Origin of the sequence: Amycolatopsis sp. GM8, assembly GCF_021653975.1 — a bacterium.
In the GTDB taxonomy this organism is placed as follows: domain Bacteria; phylum Actinomycetota; class Actinomycetes; order Mycobacteriales; family Pseudonocardiaceae; genus Amycolatopsis_E.
Genome location: NZ_JAJKFK010000005.1, coordinates 332,032 through 352,064, shown reverse-complemented (window position 1 = coordinate 352,064; position 20,033 = coordinate 332,032). Strand labels below are relative to the sequence as shown.

Annotated in this window: 18 protein-coding genes; 9 read left to right on the top strand and 9 right to left on the bottom strand. The window is 69.7% G+C overall.

The features are described 5' to 3' along the window. Nucleotides 1–6: 6 nt before the first annotated feature. Genes LOZ83_RS25135 through LOZ83_RS25125 form a run of 3 tightly spaced genes read left to right on the top strand, consistent with a single transcriptional unit; the run spans nt 7 to nt 3,861 of the window. Nucleotides 7–606: a potassium-transporting ATPase subunit C gene (locus tag LOZ83_RS25135; RefSeq protein ID WP_236794357.1), complete on the top strand. Its 600-nt coding sequence runs from the start codon at nt 7–9 to the stop codon at nt 604–606. Nucleotides 607–610: 4 nt separating this feature from the next. Beyond that, nucleotides 611–3,163, top strand: a complete 2,553-nt coding sequence (locus LOZ83_RS25130) for a DUF4118 domain-containing protein (RefSeq protein WP_236794117.1) — start codon at nt 611–613, stop codon at nt 3,161–3,163. Next, on the top strand, nt 3,160–3,861 hold the full coding sequence (locus tag LOZ83_RS25125) for a response regulator (protein WP_304512162.1): 702 nt from the start codon (nt 3,160–3,162) through the stop codon (nt 3,859–3,861). The genes LOZ83_RS25130 and LOZ83_RS25125 overlap by 4 nt, the downstream gene beginning before the upstream one ends. A 68-nt stretch (nt 3,862–3,929) precedes the next feature. Here LOZ83_RS25125 and LOZ83_RS25120 read toward each other — a convergent pair whose 3' ends face one another. The 4 genes from LOZ83_RS25120 to LOZ83_RS25105 are packed head-to-tail and all read right to left on the bottom strand — an operon-like array spanning nt 3,930 to nt 6,749. Beyond that, nucleotides 3,930–4,679, bottom strand: coding sequence for a terpene synthase family protein (locus LOZ83_RS25120; protein WP_236794116.1), 750 nt, complete (start codon nt 4,677–4,679; stop codon nt 3,930–3,932). Then, nucleotides 4,676–4,876, bottom strand: a complete 201-nt coding sequence (locus tag LOZ83_RS25115; RefSeq protein WP_236794115.1) for a hypothetical protein — start codon at nt 4,874–4,876, stop codon at nt 4,676–4,678. The genes LOZ83_RS25120 and LOZ83_RS25115 overlap by 4 nt, the downstream gene beginning before the upstream one ends. Continuing rightward, entirely contained in the window at nt 4,873–5,982 is a 1,110-nt protein-coding gene (locus LOZ83_RS25110; RefSeq protein ID WP_236794114.1) for a polyprenyl synthetase family protein, read from the bottom strand. Before LOZ83_RS25110 ends, LOZ83_RS25115 begins: the two co-directional genes overlap by 4 nt. Further along, complete coding sequence (locus tag LOZ83_RS25105) at nt 5,979–6,749, bottom strand: squalene/phytoene synthase family protein (RefSeq protein ID WP_236794113.1); 771 nt, start codon at nt 6,747–6,749, stop codon at nt 5,979–5,981. The genes LOZ83_RS25110 and LOZ83_RS25105 overlap by 4 nt, the downstream gene beginning before the upstream one ends. 92 nt (nt 6,750–6,841) lie before the next feature. On the opposite strand from LOZ83_RS25105, the gene LOZ83_RS25100 reads away from it, so the two are divergent. The 3 genes from LOZ83_RS25100 to smc all read left to right on the top strand — a co-directional run bounded on the left by LOZ83_RS25100 (nt 6,842) and on the right by smc (nt 11,681). Beyond that, entirely contained in the window at nt 6,842–7,411 is a 570-nt protein-coding gene (locus LOZ83_RS25100) for a hypothetical protein (protein ID WP_236794112.1), read from the top strand. 233 nt (nt 7,412–7,644) lie between these two features. Continuing rightward, nucleotides 7,645–7,941 carry an acylphosphatase gene (locus LOZ83_RS25095; RefSeq protein WP_236794111.1) on the top strand — a complete coding sequence of 99 codons (297 nt, stop codon included), beginning with the start codon at nt 7,645–7,647 and terminating at the stop codon, nt 7,939–7,941. A 134-nt stretch (nt 7,942–8,075) separates the two neighbouring features. Further along, nucleotides 8,076–11,681, top strand: a complete 3,606-nt coding sequence (smc, locus tag LOZ83_RS25090) for a chromosome segregation protein SMC (RefSeq protein ID WP_236794110.1) — start codon at nt 8,076–8,078, stop codon at nt 11,679–11,681. Here smc and LOZ83_RS25085 read toward each other — a convergent pair. Next, nucleotides 11,678–12,073 (bottom strand): DUF6292 family protein, encoded by a 396-nt coding sequence (locus LOZ83_RS25085; protein WP_236794109.1) that lies wholly within the window; start codon nt 12,071–12,073, stop codon nt 11,678–11,680. The two genes, smc and LOZ83_RS25085, sit on opposite strands and share 4 nt — an antisense overlap. Before the next feature lie 150 nt (nt 12,074–12,223). Here LOZ83_RS25085 and LOZ83_RS25080 point away from each other — a divergent pair, with 150 nt between their 5' ends. Then, nucleotides 12,224–13,243, top strand: a complete 1,020-nt coding sequence (locus LOZ83_RS25080; RefSeq protein ID WP_236794108.1) for an acyl-CoA desaturase — start codon at nt 12,224–12,226, stop codon at nt 13,241–13,243. Here the strand turns inward: LOZ83_RS25080 and LOZ83_RS25075 are convergent. The 3 genes from LOZ83_RS25075 to LOZ83_RS25065 are packed head-to-tail and all read right to left on the bottom strand — an operon-like array spanning nt 13,236 to nt 16,547. Then, complete coding sequence (locus LOZ83_RS25075) at nt 13,236–13,835, bottom strand: maleylpyruvate isomerase N-terminal domain-containing protein (RefSeq protein ID WP_236794107.1); 600 nt, start codon at nt 13,833–13,835, stop codon at nt 13,236–13,238. The genes LOZ83_RS25080 and LOZ83_RS25075 overlap by 8 nt on opposite strands. After that, entirely contained in the window at nt 13,836–15,377 is a 1,542-nt protein-coding gene (locus LOZ83_RS25070) for a sodium:solute symporter (protein WP_236794106.1), read from the bottom strand. 9 nt (nt 15,378–15,386) lie between these two features. Further along, nucleotides 15,387–16,547 carry an anhydro-N-acetylmuramic acid kinase gene (locus LOZ83_RS25065; RefSeq protein ID WP_236794105.1) on the bottom strand — a complete coding sequence of 387 codons (1,161 nt, stop codon included), beginning with the start codon at nt 16,545–16,547 and terminating at the stop codon, nt 15,387–15,389. A 118-nt stretch (nt 16,548–16,665) separates the two neighbouring features. Between LOZ83_RS25065 and ftsY the strand changes: the two genes are divergently transcribed. Together ftsY and LOZ83_RS25055 are read left to right on the top strand one after the other, a co-directional pair. Beyond that, nucleotides 16,666–17,958 carry a signal recognition particle-docking protein FtsY gene (gene ftsY / locus LOZ83_RS25060; protein WP_236794104.1) on the top strand — a complete coding sequence of 431 codons (1,293 nt, stop codon included), beginning with the start codon at nt 16,666–16,668 and terminating at the stop codon, nt 17,956–17,958. Between the two features lie 140 nt (nt 17,959–18,098). Continuing rightward, entirely contained in the window at nt 18,099–19,178 is a 1,080-nt protein-coding gene (locus tag LOZ83_RS25055) for a Fic family protein (RefSeq protein ID WP_236794103.1), read from the top strand. On the opposite strand, the gene LOZ83_RS25050 is transcribed toward LOZ83_RS25055, so the two are convergent. Continuing rightward, a complete protein-coding gene (locus LOZ83_RS25050; protein ID WP_236794101.1) occupies nt 19,175–19,951 on the bottom strand; it encodes an IclR family transcriptional regulator in 777 nt (258 codons plus the stop codon). The two genes, LOZ83_RS25055 and LOZ83_RS25050, sit on opposite strands and share 4 nt — an antisense overlap. Between the last annotated feature and the right edge of the window lie 82 nt (nt 19,952–20,033).

The following is a 20,033-nucleotide window of genomic DNA, read 5'->3' as shown; positions in this document are numbered from 1 at the left end:
GTCGTGATCAAGGCAATGGTCAAGCAGGCGTCGGCCGGGCTGCGGGTGCTGCTCGTGTTCACGGTCCTGCTGGGCGTCATCTATCCGCTCGGGATCTGGGCCGTGTCGCGGATCCCGGGCCTGCAGTCGAAGGCGGAGGGCTCGGTCATCTCGGTGAACGGGCAGGCCGTGGGGTCGTCGCTGATCGGGATCGACCCGGTCGCGCCCGACCCGGCGCACGACCCGTACTTCCACACGCGCCCGTCGGCGACGGCGAAGGACGTGCTCGGCCCCGGTGACCCGTCCACTTCGGCCGGGTCGAACCTGGGCGGGTTCAGCGACAAGCTGCTCGGCCAGATCCAGCAGCGCAAGGCCGCGATCGCGCAGCGGGAGGGTGTCCCGCTGGACGCCGTGCCGCCGGACGCGGTGACGGCCTCGGCGTCGGGCATCGACCCGACGATCAGTGTCGCCTACGCCGATCTCCAGGTCGCGCGGGTCGCCCGGAACACCGGGCTGTCCGAGGACAAGGTGAAGCAGCTGGTCGAGCAGAACACGACCGGCTACGGCATCGGCATCCCGGGCGTGAACGTGCTGGAGCTCAATCTCGCCGTGGCAGGGGCACACTGACGTAGTGGACGAACAGCAGGACAGGCCGCGCCGGGGTGAGCTTCGCATCTACCTCGGCGCGGCTCCTGGCGTGGGGAAGACCTTCGCCATGCTCGGCGAGGCCTGGCGCCGCAAGGAGCGTGGCACGGACGTGGTCGTCGGCCTGGTCGAGACGCACGGCCGCAAGAAGACCGCGGATCTGATCACGGGGCTCGAGATCGTGCCGCGCCGGCACGACGAGTACCGCGGTCACGAGTTCACCGAGATGGATGTGGACGCGATCCTGACGCGGAAGCCCGAGGTGGCCGTCGTCGACGAGCTGGCACACACGAACGTTCCCGGCTCCCGCAACGAAAAGCGCTGGCAGGACGTGCTGGAGCTGCTGGACGCCGGGATCGACGTGCTGTCCACGGTGAACGTCCAGCATCTGCAGAGCCTCAACGACGTGGTGGAGAAGATCACCGGCGTGCCGCAGCAGGAGACGGTGCCGGACGAGATGGTGCGCAAGGCCGAGCAGGTGGAGCTGGTGGACATCACCCCGGAGGCGCTGCGGCGCCGCCTCGCGCACGGCAACGTCTATCCCGCCGAACGGATCGACGCGGCGCTCGGCAACTACTTCCGCCCCGGGAACCTGACGGCGCTGCGCGAGCTGGCGTTGCTGTGGGTGGCCGACCAGGTGGACGTCGCGCTGCAGCGGTACCGGCAGCAGCAACAGATCACCGACACGTGGGAGACCCGCGAACGGGTCGTCGTGTCGATCACGGCCGGGCCGGAGAGTGAGACGCTGATCCGGCGCGCCAGCCGTATCGCCGCGCGGGCCGGGGCGGAACTGCTGGTGGTGCACGTGATGCGCGGCGACGGGCTGTCCGGGCTCGGGCCGACCGAGATCGGGCGCTACCGCAAGCTCACCGACCAGCTCGGCGCCACCTTCCACACCGTCGTCGGCGACGACGTGCCGACGGCTTTGCTGGACTTCGCGCGCGGGGTCAACGCGACCCAGCTGGTGCTCGGCACTTCGCGCCGGTCGCGCCTGGCGCGGCTGTTCGACGAGGGCATCGGCGCGACCGTGGTGCAGCACTCGGGCCCCATCGACGTGCACATGGTGACGCACGCGGAAGCCGGCGGCCGGCTGCGGAAGCTGGTGCCGCACAGCTCGATCGCCGGGTCCCGGCAGATGTGGGGCTGGGTGCTGTCGATCCTGCTGCCCGGGCTGGCGACCGCGATCGGGGTCGGGCTGCGCGGGCAGCTCGACTATTCGACCGACATCGTCGACTACTTCCTCGTGGCGGTCCTGGTCGCGCTCGTCGGCGGGCTCGGCCCGGCGCTCCTGACGGCGATCCTTTCGGCCGGGCTGCTCAACTTCTTCTTCACCGAACCGCTCTATTCGCTGTCCGTGCATTCGCCGCGCAACGTGGTGACGCTGGTCGCGATGATCGTGGTCGCGACACTCGTCGCACTCGTCGTGGACACCGCCGCCCGGCTGGCGAAGCAGGCATCGTATGCGCGCACGGAGGCGTCCTTGCTGGCGTCGTATGCGCGCACGGTGCTCACGAATACCGCGCCACTGCCGCGGTTGCTGGAGAAGGTGCGCGAGAACTTCGGCCTGGAGGCGGTAAGTCTCGTCGAGAAGCAGAACGGCGAGTGGCGCCGGGTCGAGGAGTGCGGGCCGAACCCGTGCGGCGATCCCGACGAGGCCGACGTCGACGTCCCCGTGACGCCGGACGTGCACTTGACGTTGCGCGGCCGGGCGTTGCCGGCGGAGGACCGGCGGGTGCTGGAGGCTGCGGCCGGGCAGGCGCTGCTCGCCCTGCGGCAGCAGCGGATGGCCGCGGCGACCGCGAAAGCCGAGCGGAAGGCCGAGGCGACCGAGTTGCGGACGGCGCTGCTGTCCGCGCTGGGGCACGACCTGCGGACGCCGCTCACGTCGATCAAGGCCTCGATCGGCAGCCTGCGGGCGCAGGACATCGAGCTGTCCCCGGAGGACACCGACGAACTCCTTGCCACGGCTGAGGAATCGACCGACCGCCTGGCCGGGCTGGTGGACAACCTGCTCGACTCCTCGCGGCTGGCGACCGGTGCGGTGCGGCCACAGCTGCGGCCCGTCGGGTACGACGAGGTGGTGGCACACGCGCTGTCCAATGTGGACAACTCGGGTTCGGTGGTGGTCGCGGTGGACGAGCGGCTGCCCGCGGTGCTCGCCGATCCCGGGCTGCTCGAACGCGTGGTGGCGAACGTGATCGACAACGCGCTGCGGCACGGCAAGGGGGCCGAACCGGTGTCCGCGCGGGGCAGTACCCATGCGGAGTACGTGGAGCTGCGTATCGTCGATCACGGGCGTGGGCTGAAGAAAGGTGCGACCGACTCGGCTTTCGCGCCGTTCCAGCGGCTCGGGGACCGCGACAACACGCCCGGGATCGGGCTCGGCCTCTCCGTGGCGAAGGGGTTCACGGAGGCGATGGGCGGCACGATCAGGGCGGAGGACACGCCCGGCGGCGGGCTCACGGTGGTGATCTCGCTGCGGGCCTACGCGGCGCCTCAGGTGGTGCCGCTGGTGGATCTCGAGGAGCGAGTGCGATGACAGGATCCACGACACTGGCGACGGTTCTCGTGGTGGACGACGAGCCGCAGATCGTGCGAGCGTTGCGGATCAACCTGTCCGCGCGCGGCTACAAGGTGATCACGGCACACGACGGCGCGGCGGCGCTGCGGGCGGTGGCGGATACGAAGCCCGATGTGGTGGTGCTGGATCTCGGATTGCCCGACATGGACGGGAACGAGGTCATCGCGGGCCTGCGCGGCTGGACGACGGTGCCGATCATCGTGCTGTCCGCGCGCAGCGACTCACCGGACAAGGTGCAGGCGCTCGACGCGGGTGCGGACGACTACGTGACCAAACCGTTCGGTATGGACGAGCTGCTGGCCCGGCTGCGCGCTGCCGTCCGCCGGTCCTCGGTGTCCACTTCGGACGGTGTGGACGCGGTCGTGACGACCGATGCGTTCACCATCGACCTGGCGGCGAAGAAGGCCGAGCGCGACGGCCACGAGGTGCACCTGACGAAGACCGAGTGGGGTGTGCTGGAACTGCTGGTGCGCAACCGGGGGCGGCTGGTTTCGCAGAAGCAGCTGCTGCGCGAGGTGTGGGGCCCGACGTACGAGAACGAGACCCACTACCTGCGGGTGTACCTGGCCCAGCTGCGCCGGAAACTGGAACGGGAACCGTCGCGCCCCCAGCACCTGCTCACCGAACCGGGCATGGGCTACCGCTTCGAACTCTGACCCCGCGAGTCCGACGCTCACGACGCCGAGTCCGACGTTCGGGACAGTGAGTTCGACGTTCGGGCCGCTCAGCGATAGCGCGACTGGTCGTCGTAGCGATGGGTGTGGTTGATCTTCCAGGTGATCTCGCCCTGCATCGGCTGTGGCAGCGCCATGGCCATGAAGCGGATGTCGCCGTCTTCGTGCTGGCCCAGCTCCTGCTGCAGCTCGACGATCTGGTCCAGGACGCGGTAGAAGATCCGGATCGCCTCACCGGTCGCCTCCCGCAGCGAGCATCCGCTGTTCCACGCGATCACCGCGGGGAGGGTGAAGGACATCGCCGGGTCGGGCTCGGTGTGCAGGCTCATGATGTCGTTGACCATTCCGCAGCCCTGCCCGGCGAGGCGGCTGAGGCGGCGGATCCCGGGATCGGCGATGACGCGCAGCGGGACCCGGCGTCCTGCGACGATGCCGAACACGTCACCGAACATGGAGTGGATGGCACACGACAGCGGGCGCAGGGTGAGGTAGGTGTCGAGGTCGGGCAGGGTTTTCGCCTGCCGGTACGGGGTCTCGCACATCTGGCTGTGCAGGTAGACCTGGGTGCACCGGGCGAAGCGCCACTGCGTCTCCCAGCCGTCCAGCTCGGCGAGTTCCAGGCAGAGCTGCTGCCAGATGCGCAAAGCGGGGTCGTCGCTGTCCGGTGGTCGCGTGGGTTCGTCGTTGATCGCGGCCATTCCCATCACGAACCGGCTGATGTCCTCGTGCTGCCCGGCGCGTGCGGCACGCTCGTAACGGATGTCGTCGACGAAGAGGGCGAAGTAGGCGGCCTTGGTCACCAGGCCAATCGGACGGGGTCGGTGCCGTACGGGTAGCAGCCGGCGATGAGTTCGGTGTACCTGAGCCGCTCTTCGGCGCCCGGATCCATTTCGAAGACAGGATTTTCGCCCAGCCAGGCGACGAAGGCGTCGCGCGCGTAGTCGATCTCCGGATGCACGAGAGCGGGAAACGGTGTCTCCAGCACGACGCCGGTCATCGGCGCACCTCCCCGCTGGGGAAGGCGACGGTGATGGTCTTGTTGCTGCCGCGGGTGCCGATGAGGGACGAGACCGCGGTGAGATCGGTCAAGGCGGCCGCCGGAATGGGCAGGGTGCCGAGTGTCGTGATGGCGGTGGTGAAGCGCCGGCGGACCTCGGCCTCGGTGGCGTCCCGCCCACCGGCTCGCTCGATCAGCGTGGCGGCACGCGGCAGATCGCCTTCGGTGAGGCCGGTTTCCAGCAAGGTGCGCAGCTCTTCCGCCGCGGGGTGGCCGGAGCCGAGCGCGGCCAGCAGCGGGAACGTCTTCTTGCCCTGGCGGAGATCGTTGTAGGGCAACGCATCCGCGGGCCCGCCCCACAGGTCGAGCAGGTCGTCCAGCACCTGCCAGGCCATGCCGAGGCTGTGCCCGGCGCCCGCGAGCCCGGTGACCAGGTCCGGGGGAGCGGCGGCCAGCACGGCGCCCAGTGAGTAGGTGCAGGCGAGGATCGAGCAGGTCTTGTTGCGGGCGACGCCGCGGAAGTCCTCCAGTGTCATGGCGCCGGAGCCGGTGAACGGGCGGGTTTCCGCGCTGATGTCCTGTGCCTGGCCGAAAGTGCACCGGTCCAGTGCGGCCATCAGGTGGGCGGTGGCCGCCGCCCCGCCGGCGCCGTGCGCGGCGAGTAACTCGAACGCGGCGGCCTTCGCGGCGTCCGCGGCGAGCACGGTGCGGGGAACGCCGAAGCTGGCCCACGCCGACGGGCGCTCCCGCCGCACCGTGTCGTTGTCGATGATGTCGTCCTGCAGCTGGGTGAAGTCCTTGGCGAGCTCGATCGCCGCCGCGGCGGTGACGATCTCGCGATCGGTGGCGCCGGCGGCTTTTGCGGCGAGCGCGGCCAGGCACATCGTGCCACCGAGCCCGCCGGCGTCGCCTGGCTCCGGATTGCCCGCCGCGTCGTTGAAACCCAGGTGGTAGCCGACAATCCTGCCAAGATATATGTCCTTTGTAGACAGTAGATCAACGGTTTCGCGGAGAGTGGGGACGAGTCTGGCGTTCGTTCCCCTCAGCACGGGCAGGGCGGCGGCGCGCACCGCCGCGAGGTCCTTGGCGAGACCGGGAGCACTCATCCGTCTGCCCTCACTGTGCCGGCGACCGCCGTGTTGACGGTGTGCCACGCGATCGCCATCGGTTGTTCGCACCATCGGCGCGCGGGCGAGGCGGGCGCGAGTGCGTCGACATGCCGGTCGGCGAGCAACAACTCGCGCCGCGCGTAGTCGTGCATGCGCCGGTGATCCCAGCCCGGCGGGACGAAGCTGACCCCACGCTGGGCATCGGTTTCCTTGTCCTGCATGATGTTCGCCGCCTGGATGCCGCGGCCGTAGCCCACCAGCCAGGTCCGGTTGCAGCGGGTGCCGTCGAACCAGGTCCAGACATCACCCAGCATCAGTGCGAGCGACCCGGCGACGGAATAGGTGTACCGGTCGAGATCATGCTCCGATTCGATCCGGAAATCCGCGCGTACCCAGTCGGCCATCCGTTCGCCCATGGTCGCGAAAGCGTCCAGCACACGTGGCCCGATTTCGTCCGGCAGCAGCCGTGCCCAGTCGGCGATCCGTAACGTGACCTCGGGTATCGCGGGTCCGTGCGTGGAGCACAGGGAATCGATCGCCTTTTCCGTGAGGCGGCCCTGAATGGCCTGGCTGACGCCGTCGAGCAAGGCGGTTTTGCTGTCCCCGTCGAGATCGGGGTGATCCTCGATCTCGTCGATTCCCCGCATGATCAGGTACGCGGCCAGCTTGGTCTCCTGGAGCACGGGCGGCATGACCAGGATGGGTTCGACGTAGTTGGTGCTGTGCCTGCGCAGAACGGTGAACGCTTCCTCCAGCAAGGACATAGTGCCGGAGTACCCGCTGGCCGGGGTGCGGACAAGAAGCGGGCAGGGGAGGCGCTTTCCACTGCCCGCGTGGGACGCGCTAGCCGGCGGGGGTGCTGCTGCCGGGGCCCGAACTGGCGGTACCGCTGCCGCTCGACGAGGTGTCCGACGTCGGTGCCGATGAGCTGCTCGACGGAGCGCTCGAGCTGGAACTCGGCGGCGTCGACGACGAAGAAGACGGCGGGGTCGTGGACGACGAAGGCGGCTTCGTGTGTGTCGTGCTGCTCGTCGGCGGCGGGTCGTCCCCGCGGGGCGGGCTCGTCGGGTTCGTCGGCGGGATCGTGGTGCCCGGCGGGATGAACGTGCCCGGCGGGATCGGCGCGCCCGGCGGCAGCACGACCGGCTGCTGGTTCGAACCACGCGGCGGCACGATCGTCACCACGGGCGTCCCATCGGGGCCGACGCTCACCACGGCGACCGGCGACGTCGTCGGGTCCGGCTGGGTGCCGCTCACCGTCATGGTGCCCGGCACCGCGCTGCCCGAGATGACCTGCGGGCCGGACGGCGCGCCGGCGTTGCCGGCCTTGATGTCCGCACCGGCGTTCGTCGACGGGGACGCCAGCTCGGCGATGCCGCCGAACGCGGTCGCGAGCACGACACCGCTGACCGCGAGCAGCACGTAGCCGCTGCGCTTCACCCGCGACGCCGGATCGCGCGGCGGGGAGACCTCGGTACGACCCGAACGTGACCCTGACTGGGCCATGGTGGCTCCTTGCTGAGGGATTTTCGGCCTGTTTGCCCGGGCGAAGTAGCCCAGGCGGGTGGACCCGACGGGGAGGTTAGCACCGTCGGTTAACGGTGTGCGAGCGGCTCGAAGCCCGCTGTTAACTGTCCGCAGTCATGAAGGTGCGGCACCATGGGGGCCGTGCAGGACAACGACAACACGGTACGGCTCACGGCCTGGGTCAGCGGCCGGGTACAGGGCGTCGGTTTCCGCTGGTGGTCACGATGCCGCGCGCTCGAGCTCGCTCTGGTCGGCAGCGCGGAGAACCTGCGTGACGGCCGGGTCGAGGTTATCGCCGAGGGCACAAAAGATCACTGTGAGCAGTTCTTGTCGCTGCTGAGGTCCTCCTCATCACCCGGAAGTGTGGATCGGGTTGTCGAGCGATGGTCACCGGCTCAAGGCGGGATCGAGGGTTTCGTGGAGAAGTGAGGCTGCTGCGACTGGTGTGACGCCTGGGGTGGGCGGCACGCCGAACCGGACGGGACTTCCCGCCATCGCCAGGGGCACGTCGGTAGACTCGTCCAGATCCAGCGGCGTTGCAGCACCGGAGGGGTCCCCGCCACGTGCACCTGAAAACCTTGACGTTGAAGGGCTTCAAGTCCTTCGCATCCGCCACCACGTTGCGTTTCGAGCCGGGCATCACCTGTGTGGTGGGCCCGAACGGCTCGGGCAAGTCCAACGTGCTGGACGCACTGCGCTGGGTCATGGGCACACAGGGCGCCAAGGACCTGCGCGGCGGCAAGATGGAGGACGTCATCTTCGCCGGCACCTCGGGCCGCGCCCCGCTCGGCCGCGCCGAGGTCACGCTCACCATCGACAACGCCGACGGCGCGTTGCCGATCGACTACTCCGAGGTCTCGATCACCCGCCGGATGTTCCGCGACGGCGCGAGCGAGTACGAGATCAACGGCAGCTCGTGCCGCCTGCTCGACATCCAGGAACTGCTGTCGGACTCCGGTATCGGCCGCGAGATGCACGTCATCGTCGGGCAGGGCCAGCTCGCCCAGATCCTGGAGTCCAAGCCCGAGGAGCGCCGCGCCTTCATCGAAGAGGCCGCGGGCGTGCTGAAACACCGTAAGCGCAAGGAAAAGGCGCTCCGCAAGCTCACCGCGATGCAGGGCAATCTCGACCGCCTCGGGGACCTCACAGCGGAGCTGCGCCGCCAGCTCAAGCCACTGGGCAAGCAGGCCGAGATCGCGCGCAAGGCGCAGACCGTGCAGGCCGAGCTGCGGGACGCGCGGCTGCGCCTGTTCGCGGACGACCTGGTCACCCAGCGGTCCGCGATCGCCAAGGAGGAGGCCGACGAGGCCACCGCCCGCGCCCGCCGGGCCGAGGTCGAGCAGGCGCTGGAAATGGTCAGCGCCGAGGAGAACCAGCTCGAAGCGCTGCTGGCCGAGGACGCGCCGCTGCTCGCCCAGACCCAGGACACCTGGTACAAGCTGTCGGCCCTCGCGGAGCGGCTGCGCGGCACGGTGCGGCTCGCCGTCGAGCGGCAGCGGCACCTGTCCGCCGAGGTCGAGACCCACCAGTCCGGGCGCGATCCGGAGGAGTTGCTCGCCGAGGCCGAGCAGGTCGCCGAGCGCGAGGACGAGCTGAACGAGGCCGTCACGCAGGCCCGCGCGATCCTGTCGGAGGCCGTGCAGCGCCGCGAACAGCTGGAGCACGCGGTGCAGGCCGCGGAGAAGGCGCACATGGCCGCGGTCCGCGCGATCGCCGACCGGCGCGAGGGGCTCGCGAAGCTGACCGGCCAGGTGGAAGCCCTGCGCAGCAAGAACGGCGCCACCTCCGAGGAGATCGACCGCCTCACCGCGTCGATCGACGAGGCCGCCGAGCGCGCGGAGATCGCGGTCGAGGAGCTGGAGGAGGCCAAGGCCGAAGGCGGCGCCGAGGAGTCCGACGACCTGGAGCTGAAGGCCCGCCACGATCGCGCGGTCGAGGCGAACAAGACGGCCAAGGCGCGCGTCGACGAGCTGGTCAAGTCCGAGCGCGCCACCGAGCGCGAGATCGCCTCGGAGAAGGCCCGCGTGGACGCGCTGTCCATGGGCCTGCGCCGCAAGGACGGCGCGGGCGCGCTGCTCGCCGCGTCCGACAAGCTGCCGGGCCTGCTCGGCTCGGTCGCCGCGCTGCTGACCGTGGAGCCGGGTTTCGAGGTCGCGCTCGCCGCGGCGCTCGGGCCGGTCGCCGACGCGGTCGCGGTGCAGGGCGGCGAAGACGCGATCGCCGCGCTGAAGTACTTGAAGGGCAACGATTCCGGCCGTGCGGGTGTGCTGCTCGGCGGCCAGGAGTACACAGTGGACACCTCGTCGTGGCCGTCGCTGCCCGGCGAGGCCCGCTGGGCGCGCGAGGTCGTCAGCGCGCCCGAAGCGTTGCGGCCGGCGGTGGAACGCGCGCTGGAGCGGATCGCCGTGGTGTCCGATTTGGACAGTGCGCGGCGGCTCGTGGCCGTGTATCCCGGGGTGCGCACTGTGACGGCCGAAGGTGACGTCTTCGGCTCGCACTGGGCGGTCGGCGGTTCTTCGCGCAGCGAGAGCGTGATCGAGGTGCAGGCCGCGGTCGACGAGGCGCAGGACCGGTTGCTGGCCGCGGAACGCCTGCTCGAACGCACCGCCGCCGAACTGGAAGGCGCCCGCGCCGAACAGCAGGCGCGCAGCGACGAAGTCGGCCAGGCCAAGGACGCGCTGGGCGAGGCCAAGGTCCGCAACGCCCGGTCCTCGGAGCGGCTGAACCGCCTGCAGCAGGCGGCCCGGTCGGCCGAGGCCGAGGTCAGCCGGCTGCACCAGCAGCGCGCGAAGGTCGAAGCGGGCCGCGAAGACGCGGTGCGGCGCCTCGCCGAACTGGAGGAGCGGCTGTCGCTGGTCGCCGAGGAGTCGCTCGACGAGGACCCGGACACCAGCGAGCGCGACCAGATGGCCGAAGAACTCGCGGTCGTCCGGCAGGAAGAGGTCGAGGCACGGCTGTCCCTGCGTACCGCGGAGGAGCGGGCGCGCGGTATCGCGGGACGGGCGGAGTCGCTGCGCCGGGCCGCGTACGCCGAGCAGCAGGCCCGCGAGCGCGCGGCGAAATCCCGTGCGGCACGGGAGAAAGGCGCCGCGATCGCGGCCGCTGTCGTCGACGCCGGTGAGCTCGCACTGGACCGCATCGAGCAGTCCGTGCAGCGCGCGGCGGCCGAGCGGGATGAAGTGCAGGCCGCGCGGCAGGGCCGGGAGACGGCGCTCGCGCAGGTGCGCAGCCGGGTCCGCGAGCTGGCCGGTGAGCTGGAGAAGCTGACCGACGCAGTGCACCGCGACGAAGTGCTGCGGGCCGAGCAGCGGCTTCGGCTGGAGCAGCTGGAGAGCAAGATCTCCGAGGACTTCGGGATCGGCCTGGAGGATCTGGTCACCGAGTACGGGCCCGACGTCCCGGTGCCGCCCGGTGCGGGGGAGATGGCCGAGTACGAGGAGGCCCGCGAGCGCGGCGAGTCGGTCACCGCGCCGCCGCCGATCCCGTTCGACCGCCCGACGCAGGAGCGGCGCGCCAAGCGTGCCGAGAAGGACCTGTCGATGCTCGGCAAGGTCAACCCGCTCGCGCTGGAGGAGTTCGCCGCGCTGGAGGAGCGCTACAAGTTCCTGTCCACGCAGCTGGAGGACCTCAAGGCGACGCGCAAGGACCTGCTGATCGTGATCAAGGAGGTGGACGACAAGATCCTGGAGGTCTTCACGTCCGCCTACTACGACGTCGCGCGCGAGTTCGAGACCGTGTTCTCGGTGCTGTTCCCCGGCGGCGAGGGCCGGATGGTGCTGACCGAGCCGGACGACATGCTCGCCACCGGTGTGGACGTCGAAGCACGGCCGCCGGGCAAGAAGGTTAAGCGGCTTTCGCTGCTCTCCGGTGGCGAGAAGTCGCTGGTCGCGGTGGGCATGCTGGTCGCGATCTTCCGTGCCCGTCCGTCACCGTTCTACGTGATGGACGAGGTCGAGGCCGCGCTGGACGACACGAACATGCGGCGGCTGATCGGCCTGCTGGAGCAGCTGCGTGACTCGTCGCAGTTGATCATCATCACGCACCAGAAGCCGACGATGGAGATCGCCGACGCGCTCTACGGCGTGAGCATGCAGGGCGACGGCATCACGAAGGTGATCTCCCAGCGGATGCGTGAGGAAAAGGTCGAAGCGCCCGCGCCGGTGGGCTAGCGGTAGGGGAGCAGGCGCCGGGTCAGCCCGGGCCGGTTGTCGCTGGTGCTGAACGCCGGGCGCCGCCCCGGATCCCGCCGCCCGGCGAGCACCTCGCGCACGAACCTGGCGACCAGGCGTGGCTCGGGCACCGCGTCGTCGCCGAAGTAGGCCAGCACGGTGGACGGCGCGGTCTCCACCGCGACCGCCCAGCCGGTGCGCTCGCTCCACACCAGCATCAGGTCCTCGCCGGGGCGTCGCGCCGCGTGCCGGAGCGCCAGATACGCCGTCGCGGTATCGCTGATCTCGAAACTGGTGCCTTCGGCGGGAAGTTCCAGCGCGGCCGCGACGGCCCGCACGTATCCCGCGAGTCCCTGGCTGAGTGCGTGCGTGCTGTCGACACCCTGATCCATGCCTTCGACCTTAGGCGCAGTGGCCGGAACTTTTCCGTACGCCAGGTCGTTGGTGGGACAGTCGCATGTTTTGCGTGTCGTGCCGCCAGCGCGGATCGCGGAGCCCTCGGCCTTCCGTGTCCGACCACAATTGTTGGGTGGCAACCGAATATGACCGACACGTCCCTCGCGCCGGCCCGGCCCGGCAGTGACTTCACGCAGCTCACCCGGGCCATCAACCAACGGGGGCTGTTGAAACGCCGCCCGGGCGACTACGCCCGCCGGTTCACTCTCAACGGACTGCTGCTGGCCGGCGGCTGGACGGCGTTCGTCCTGGTGGGCGCCTCCTGGTGGAACCTGCTGACCGCGGCGTTCCTCGCCGTCGTCTTCGCGCAGCTTGCCTTCATCGGCCACGACGCCGGGCACAAGCAGATCTTCCACGGCAAGCGTGCCAACGACTTCGTCGGGCATCTGCACGGCGCGCTCGTGGGGATGAGCTACGGCAAGTGGGTCGGCCAGCACAACCGCCACCACGCGAACCCCAACCACGAGGACGACGATCCCGATCTCGACATCCCGGCCCTGGCCTTCACCGTCGAGCAGGCGCTGGGCAAGCGTGGCCTGCCGCGGTTGATCGCCAAGTACCAGGCGTTCCTGTTCTTTCCCTTGCTGCTGCTGGAAGGTTTCAGCCTGCACCAGAGCGGCATCAGCGCGGTACTTCGCCGGGAAGTCAAGGCGCACAAGCTCGAATCCGTCCTGATCTTCGGGCATATCGCGCTGTACCTGGCCGCCTTGTTCCTGGTGCTCTCGCCGTGGCAGGCGCTCGTGTTCATCGTGGTGCACCAAGGGCTGTGGGGCGTCTACATGGGTTGCTCGTTCGCGCCGAACCACAAGGGCATGCCGACGCTGACCGCCGCGCAGAAGCTCGACCACCTGCGCAAGCAGGTCCTGACGTCCCGCAACGTCCGTGGCGGCCGCGTCGTCGACTACGCGCTGGGCGGGCTGAACTACCAGATCGAGCACCACCTGTTCCCGAGCATGCCGCGGTCGAACCTGCGGCACGCCCAGCCGCTGGTCCGCGAGTTCTGCGCCCGGCTCGGGTTGCCTTACCACCAGACCACGGCTTTGGGCTCGTACGCGCAGGTGCTCAGCCACCTGCACGCGGTCGGCGCCCCACTGCGCGCTAGCTGATCGGCGCGCTGCCATCCCATTCGGACAGCGGCGCGCAGTGCCACTGCCACTTGTTCAGCCTCGGCAGGTCGCCGAGCGGCGCGCGGCCGTTGGCCCACAACAGCGTCGGCCACGGCTCGGTGTCGGTGGGCGACCACGGGAACAGCCGGTACAGCGTCGCGGCGGCGAGCCGGGGCGGCGCCTCGAAGTCGGCGCCCAGGCCGCGCGCGGCGTCGTAGGTGTGTACCAGCAGCTCGTCGCACGCCATCGCGGCGTAACCCGACACGTCGGCGAGCCCGGCCGGATGGTAGCCCCGGGCGTCCGGTGCCGAGCTGTGCAGGACCGCGGCCAGCACTTTCGCGGTGGTACCGAGCGTGACGAGCAGCTCGGCCGGCGCCGACTCCGGCTTCGTCCTGATGTCCATTGTGGACAGCTCGGTCGGCCCGGCGGCCAGATCGTAGGCGTACCAGTGCACACAGTCACTGATGTGCGCGACGACCTCGGCGACGGTCTGCTCCAGGTCGGGCACCTTCGCCGCCCAGTCACCGCCCAGGTGCCCGGAGAGGAACTCGGCGCACACCTGGGCGCTGCTGAGCAGGATCTTCGCGTCCATCTACACCGGCTCCGGTTCCTTGACCGCCTCATCGACCCGCGGGTCGCGGGTCCGATGGCGCAGCGAAAGCGCTCCGCCGACGACCAGCGTAATCAGCACCCCGAGCAGCGTGTACCAGGGGAAGGCCAGTACGACCGGTTTCGCGCCGGGCGCCGGCGGGATCTTCACGCCCAGGACGACGACGGCCATCGCCGCGACGGTCACCACGAACGCGACGACCGCATCCAGCTGCCGGGCCCGCTTGACCCACATGCCGAGGAAGAACGCGCCGAGCATCGCGCCGTAGGTGTAGCCGGTGATCGACAGGCCCTGCTCGATCACCGGGTTGTTCCGGCTGGAGAACAGGGACCCGAACACCGCGAACACCACGGCCCACACGAGTGTCCACACGCGACCGTGCCGCAGCAGCTTGGAGTCCTCCGGCTTGCGCTTGGTGAACCGCTGGTAGAGGTCGGCGACGGTCGAGTTCGACAGCGCGTTGAGCGCCGAGGCCAGCGCGCCCATGGTCGAGGCGAGGATGGCGGCGATGAGCAGCCCGGCGACGCCGACGGGCAGTTCGCTGGTGATGAAGTTGGTGAAGATGTCGTCGCTGCTCTTCACGCCGAGATCCTTGAGATTGTGGAACCCGTTGTGCGCCCACAACATCGCGCCGATCACCAGGAACAGTCCGAATTGGATGGTCACGGCGATGCCGCTGCCGATCAGCGCCTTGCGCCCGTCGGCGATGCTGCGGCAGGCCAGGAACCGTTGCACGATCAGCTGGTCCGACCCGTGCGAGGCCATGGTGAAGATCGCGCCGCCGACGACCGCGGTGAGGAACGCGTACTGGCTGGTCAGCAGGTGCAGCCCGGAGAAGTTGAAGTCGAACACGCGGAAGACGCCCGCGTCGGACGCGCGGGAAGTCCAGCCGGCGGGCAGTTTCGTGGCCAGCACGATCATCGCGACGATCGCGGCGCCGATATAGACCGTCAGCTGGATGACGTCCACCCACACCACGGCCTTGATCCCGCCGACGAGCGCGTAGATGACGGTGAGCGCGGTCAGCACCACCACGATCTGCCAGTACTGCGTGTGCACGCCGTAGTGCGACAGGATCACCTGGATCGGGATCGCGCCCGCGAACAGCCGCACCCCCTCGGCGAGTAGCCGCGTCACGATGAACGCCACGCTCGACACGCCCTGCATCGTCGGCCCGAAGCGCTCGCCGAGGAACGCGTACGCCGTGGTCTGCTTGCCCTTGAAGTACCGCGGCAGCAGCACGAACGCCACCAGCGTCCGGCCGATGATGTAGCCGAACGGCAGCTGGAGATAGGTGAACCCGTTGTAGCTGCCGGATGCCGCCCAGATCAGCCCGGGGGTGCTGATGACGGTGAGCGTGGAGGTCTCGGTCGCGACGATCGAGAAGCACACGGCCCACCACGGCAGGCTGCGCTCGCCGATGAAGTAGTCCGCGGCCGATCGTTGCCGGCGCCCGACGAGCACGCCGATGGCGGGCATGGCGGCGAGGTAGACGACGATGATCGCCAGGTCCACGGGATGCATTCGTCTCTCCTACTCTTCCGGCGTCCCAGTCGCTACCCGCAGCCGGGTAACGATCGCCGTATGTGGTGGGGGGAGGGTCAGGGGTGTCCGGCCGGGGGTGATGCTGCCGAGCAGGCGGGGTCCGCGCGCACCGGTCAGTCCGTTCGCCGGCAGGCCGTGCCAGGTGAGCCAGCCGAGCAGCGCGGTGAGATACGCCTCCTTCGCGGCGCGGGGGAGTCCGAGTTCGTCGCTTGTGACGAGCCGGGTACCGGGCAGGTTCCGCGCGAGAGCGCGCATCAGGGCCGGATTCTGCACGCCGCCGCCGGAAACGACGACGGTGCGGGTGTTTCCGCAGGCGTCGGCGATGGTCCGCGCGGTCAGTTCGGTGAGCGTGGCGAGCAGATCCGTCAGCTCCAGGTCGATGCCGTCGAGGTAGTGCGTGTGGAACAGTTCCTTGCCGGTCGACTTCGGCGGCGCGGCCGCATAGTAGGGCTCGGCGAGCAGCCGGGTCAGCAGCTGATGATCCACTTTGCCTTGCGCGGCAAGGGTTCCGTCGACGTCGTAGGCCAGCCCGGCGCGGCGTGCCGCGAGGTCGAGCAGGGCGTTGCCGGGACCGGTGTCGTAGGCGATGGCCTCGCCGTCCGGCTGGACGACGGTGATGTTCGCGATGCCGCCGATGTTCAGCGCGACGGCCGCTTGCCCGGCGGATTCGGCGAGGCCGCGCAGCCACAACCTGTCGAGGGTGCCGGCGAGCGGGGCGCCGTGCCCGCCGGCCGCGACGTCCCGGGCGCGCAGGTCGGCGACCACCGGCAGCCCGGTCCGCTCCGCGATCCACGCGGGCTGCCCGAGCTGGAGGGTGCCGCGGGCCTGGCCGCCGTCGACCCAGTGGTAGACGGTCTGGCCCAGCGACGCGACGAGATCGGCCGGACCGAAGCGGTCGATGGCCTGCGCCGCGGCGTCGGCGAACGCCTGGCCGACGCGGGTGTCGAGCTTGGTGAGCTGCGCGGCGGTCGTCGCCGCGGGCGGCAGCGCGGCCAGCAGGTCGCCGCGCAGATCCCCGGGATACGGCACGTCGAGCGCGCCGAGCGGGGTCAGCACGATCTCTTCGCCGTCCAGCCGCAGGTCGGCCACGGCGACGTCGATCCCGTCGACCGAAGTGCCGGACAGCAGTCCGGCCACGCGCTCACCCATGGAGGAGTGGTTTAGTCCGGCTTTGACGTGATCGCAAGCAAGGTCGTGAGTTCTTGACCGAACCGAGCTTCGGCCGGGGTGTCCCCGCCGGTCACCCGATGGATGCGAGTATAAGGACGTGTCGAGCAACCTGTGGTTTTGGGTCATCCTCGTAGTCGTCGTACTGCTGGCGATCACGCTGGTCACCGGTCTGACCGTGGCGCGGCGGCGCCGGATCAGCCTGCGCGAGCCCGGCCGGACCGACGGTGAGACCAAACCGAGAGGCGGCGGCTACCAGGCCGGCGGCGGGATCGCGCTCGCGCCTGGTGGCGAGCAGGCGCCGCCGCATCCGGCGGGTGAGCGCACCGAGGTCGACGGGCAGCCCGGCGTCGGGGACGACGCGTCGGTGCCGCGTGACGCGCCGCGGCGCGGGATCGTCGATGTGAAGCTGCCGACCGAGGAGGCCGTGCAGCCCGCACCTGTTCCGGTCGAGGAGATCGAGCCCGCGGCGGGCCGCCTGGAACGGCTGCGCGGGCGGCTGTCGAAGTCCCGCTCGATGTTCGGGCAGAGCCTGCTGGGCTTGCTCGGCGCGGGCGACCTGGACGAGGACTCGTGGCAGGACATCGAGGACACGCTGCTCGTCGCGGACCTGGGCGCGGCCACCACGACGGAGATCGTGGAGCGGCTGCGTGCGGAGGTCAGCGTCCGCGCGGTGCGGTCGCCGGAGGAGGCGCGGCAACTGCTGCGCGACGTGCTGAGCGGCGCGTTGCAGACGGAGGCGCCGCGGGCGGTGCGCGCGTTGCCGCACACCGTCGACGGGCAGAAGCAGCCCGCGGTGGTGCTGGTCGCCGGGGTCAATGGCACCGGCAAGACGACGACCACCGGCAAGCTGGCGCGGGTGCTCGTCGCGCAGGACAGCCGCGTCGTGCTGGGCGCGGCGGACACGTTCCGCGCGGCGGCGGCCGACCAGCTGCAGACGTGGGGCGAGCGCGTCGGTGCGGAAGTCGTGCGCGGCAAGGAAGGCGCGGACCCGGCGGCGGTCGCTTTCGACGCGGTGAAGCGCGGCATCGAAGCGGGCGTCGACGCGGTGCTCATCGACACCGCGGGCCGGCTGCACACGAAAACGGGCCTGATGGACGAGCTCGGCAAGGTGAAGCGGGTGGTGGAGAAGCAGGCCAAGGTCGACGAGGTGCTGCTGGTGCTGGACGCGACCACCGGGCAGAACGGGCTGGCCCAGGCGCGGGTCTTCGGTGAGGTCGTCGACGTGACCGGCATCGTGCTGACGAAACTCGACGGCACCGCCAAGGGCGGCATCGTGTTCCAGGTGCAGCGGGAGCTCGGGGTCCCGGTGAAGCTCGTCGGCCTCGGCGAGGGCCCGGACGACCTGGCCCCGTTCGAACCGGACGCCTTCGTGGACGCCCTGCTGGGCTGAGGGCAGATGTTGGATAAGTGAATAGAAACGAACAAGATGTCGGAAACTTATCCGACATCGTGCGCTAAACTATCTGCATGTTGTTCGAGCCGCCAAACCTCGACCGGCGAGAACTGGACGTTCTCGACCAGGTCGAGGAGTTGAAGACGAACCTGCGCCACCAACTGGCCGAACCGCGCCGATGGCTCGGGTCGTTGCGTCGCGTCTCGCTGGCGCGCGCGATCCAGGGTTCGAACAGCATCGAGGGTTATGACGCCGGTCTCGACGACGCGATGGACGTCGCGGCCGGTGAAGAACCGCTCGACGCCGACGAGGAAACCCGGCTCGCGTTGCGTGGTTATCGCCAGGCGATGACCTACGTCCTGCAGGTGGCCGAGGACGATGACTTCAGCTACAGCGACCAGCTGTTCAAGAGCCTGCACTACATGATGACCAGCTACGCGCTGAAGAACAGGCCAGGCAGGTGGCGCGCCGGTTCGATCTTCGTCCGTAACGATGCGACAGGCGAGATCGTCCACGAAGGTGCCGATGTCGACCATGTACCCACGCTGATGCGGGAACTCGCGACGGCCCTGAACGAGGAGTCGGCGTGCCCGGATGTCGTCCGTGGCGCGATGGCTCATCTGAACCTGGTCATGGTGCATCCGTTCCGGGATGGCAACGGACGAATGGCGCGTTGCTTGCAAAGTCTCGTGCTCGCCCGCAGCGGTGTGCTGAGTCCGGTTTTCATGAGCATCGAGGAGTATCTGGGGCGCAACACGCAGGCGTACTACGACGTGCTCGCGGCGGTCGGCGGAGGTTCGTGGCAGCCTGACCGTGATACGAGGCCGTGGATCCGGTTCACCATGACTGCTCATCTCCGGCAGGCACGAACGATGCTCCGGCGCATCAGGGAAAGCAGCCGGATGTGGTCGGAGCTGGAGTTGCTGGTCGAGAAGAACCGGCTTCCGGAACGGAGCATCATGGCGCTGTTCGATGCGATGGTCGGGCTTCGTGTGCGCAACGCTACCTACCGCGCCTACTTCCAGGACACGCCGGAGGAGATCACCGACGCTACGGCAAGCCGGGACCTCCGGACGCTGGTCGCTGCGGGTCTTCTCGAAGCCGCAGGTGAGAAGCGGGGTCGTCACTACGTTGCCCAGCCCCAGCTTCGAGCGATCTACGAGCAGGTGGTCAAGAACCGGGTCTCGGACGACGACGCTGACCCGTTCGCAACCTAAGCGCTCAGGTCCTCGCTCGCCAGGTGGGCCGACAGCGTCGCCGCGACGCGTTGCACCGCGGGGGCGATCCGCGAGACGGCTTCCTTCGTCAGCCGGCCCTCGGGGCCGGAGACCGAAACCGCCGCGGGGGCGGGGGTGCCGATCAGCGGCGCGGCCACGCACCGGACGCCCAGCTCCTGCTCGCTCTCGTCCACCGCGTACCCCTGCGCGGCGATCGTCGCGAGGTGGCGCAGCATCACGTCCGGCGAGGTCACGGTGTGCTCGGTGTACGACGGCATCCCGGTCCGGTCCAGCAGCGCGCGCACCTCGTCCGGGGGCAGCCGCGACAGGATCGCCTTGCCCACGCCCGTGCCGTGCGGCAGCACCCGCCGCCCCACCTCGGTGAACAGGCGCATCGAGTGCTTCGACGGCACCTGCGCCACGTACACCACCTCGTCGCGCTCCAGCACCGCGAGGTTCGCCGTCTCACCGACCTCGTCGACCAGTTCGGCCAGCAGCGGGCGCGCCCACGTGCCGAACTGCATGCTCGCGTTCTCGCCCAGCCGGATCAGCCGCGCGCCCAGCGCGTACCGCCGGTTGGTGTTCTGCCGCACATAACCCAGCGACACCAGCGTCCGAATCAGCCGGTGGATGGTCGGCATCGGCAGGCCCGACGTGGCCGCCAGCTCGGACAGGCTGGCCTCGCCACCGGTGTCGGCCAGGTGCTCCAGCAGCTCGAAGGCGCGGCGCAGCGACTGGACGCCCCCATCGCGTCCCGGTTTCTCGTCGGCCACCGGCTCTCCTCACATTGAGCTTCCGCTATGCAGAAACTATAGTCCGAGATGTAAAAACCGTACGTCTGTCTTATGGAGAGTG

What these genes read in the sequence shown, in the direction of transcription:
- LOZ83_RS25125 (WP_304512162.1), top strand. Translation starts at nt 3,160, where the DNA reads ATGACAGGATCCACGACACTGGCGACGGTTCTCGTGGTGGACGACGAG.
- LOZ83_RS25115 (WP_236794115.1), bottom strand. Translation starts at nt 4,876, where the DNA reads ATGACCGGCGTCGTGCTGGAGACACCGTTTCCCGCTCTCGTGCATCCG.
- LOZ83_RS25110 (WP_236794114.1), bottom strand. Translation starts at nt 5,982, where the DNA reads ATGAGTGCTCCCGGTCTCGCCAAGGACCTCGCGGCGGTGCGCGCCGCC.
- LOZ83_RS25105 (WP_236794113.1), bottom strand. Translation starts at nt 6,749, where the DNA reads ATGTCCTTGCTGGAGGAAGCGTTCACCGTTCTGCGCAGGCACAGCACC.
- LOZ83_RS25095 (WP_236794111.1), top strand. Translation starts at nt 7,645, where the DNA reads ATGGGGGCCGTGCAGGACAACGACAACACGGTACGGCTCACGGCCTGG.
- LOZ83_RS25085 (WP_236794109.1), bottom strand. Translation starts at nt 12,073, where the DNA reads ATGGATCAGGGTGTCGACAGCACGCACGCACTCAGCCAGGGACTCGCG.
- LOZ83_RS25080 (WP_236794108.1), top strand. Translation starts at nt 12,224, where the DNA reads ATGACCGACACGTCCCTCGCGCCGGCCCGGCCCGGCAGTGACTTCACG.
- LOZ83_RS25075 (WP_236794107.1), bottom strand. Translation starts at nt 13,835, where the DNA reads ATGGACGCGAAGATCCTGCTCAGCAGCGCCCAGGTGTGCGCCGAGTTC.
- LOZ83_RS25070 (WP_236794106.1), bottom strand. Translation starts at nt 15,377, where the DNA reads ATGCATCCCGTGGACCTGGCGATCATCGTCGTCTACCTCGCCGCCATG.
- LOZ83_RS25065 (WP_236794105.1), bottom strand. Translation starts at nt 16,547, where the DNA reads ATGGGTGAGCGCGTGGCCGGACTGCTGTCCGGCACTTCGGTCGACGGG.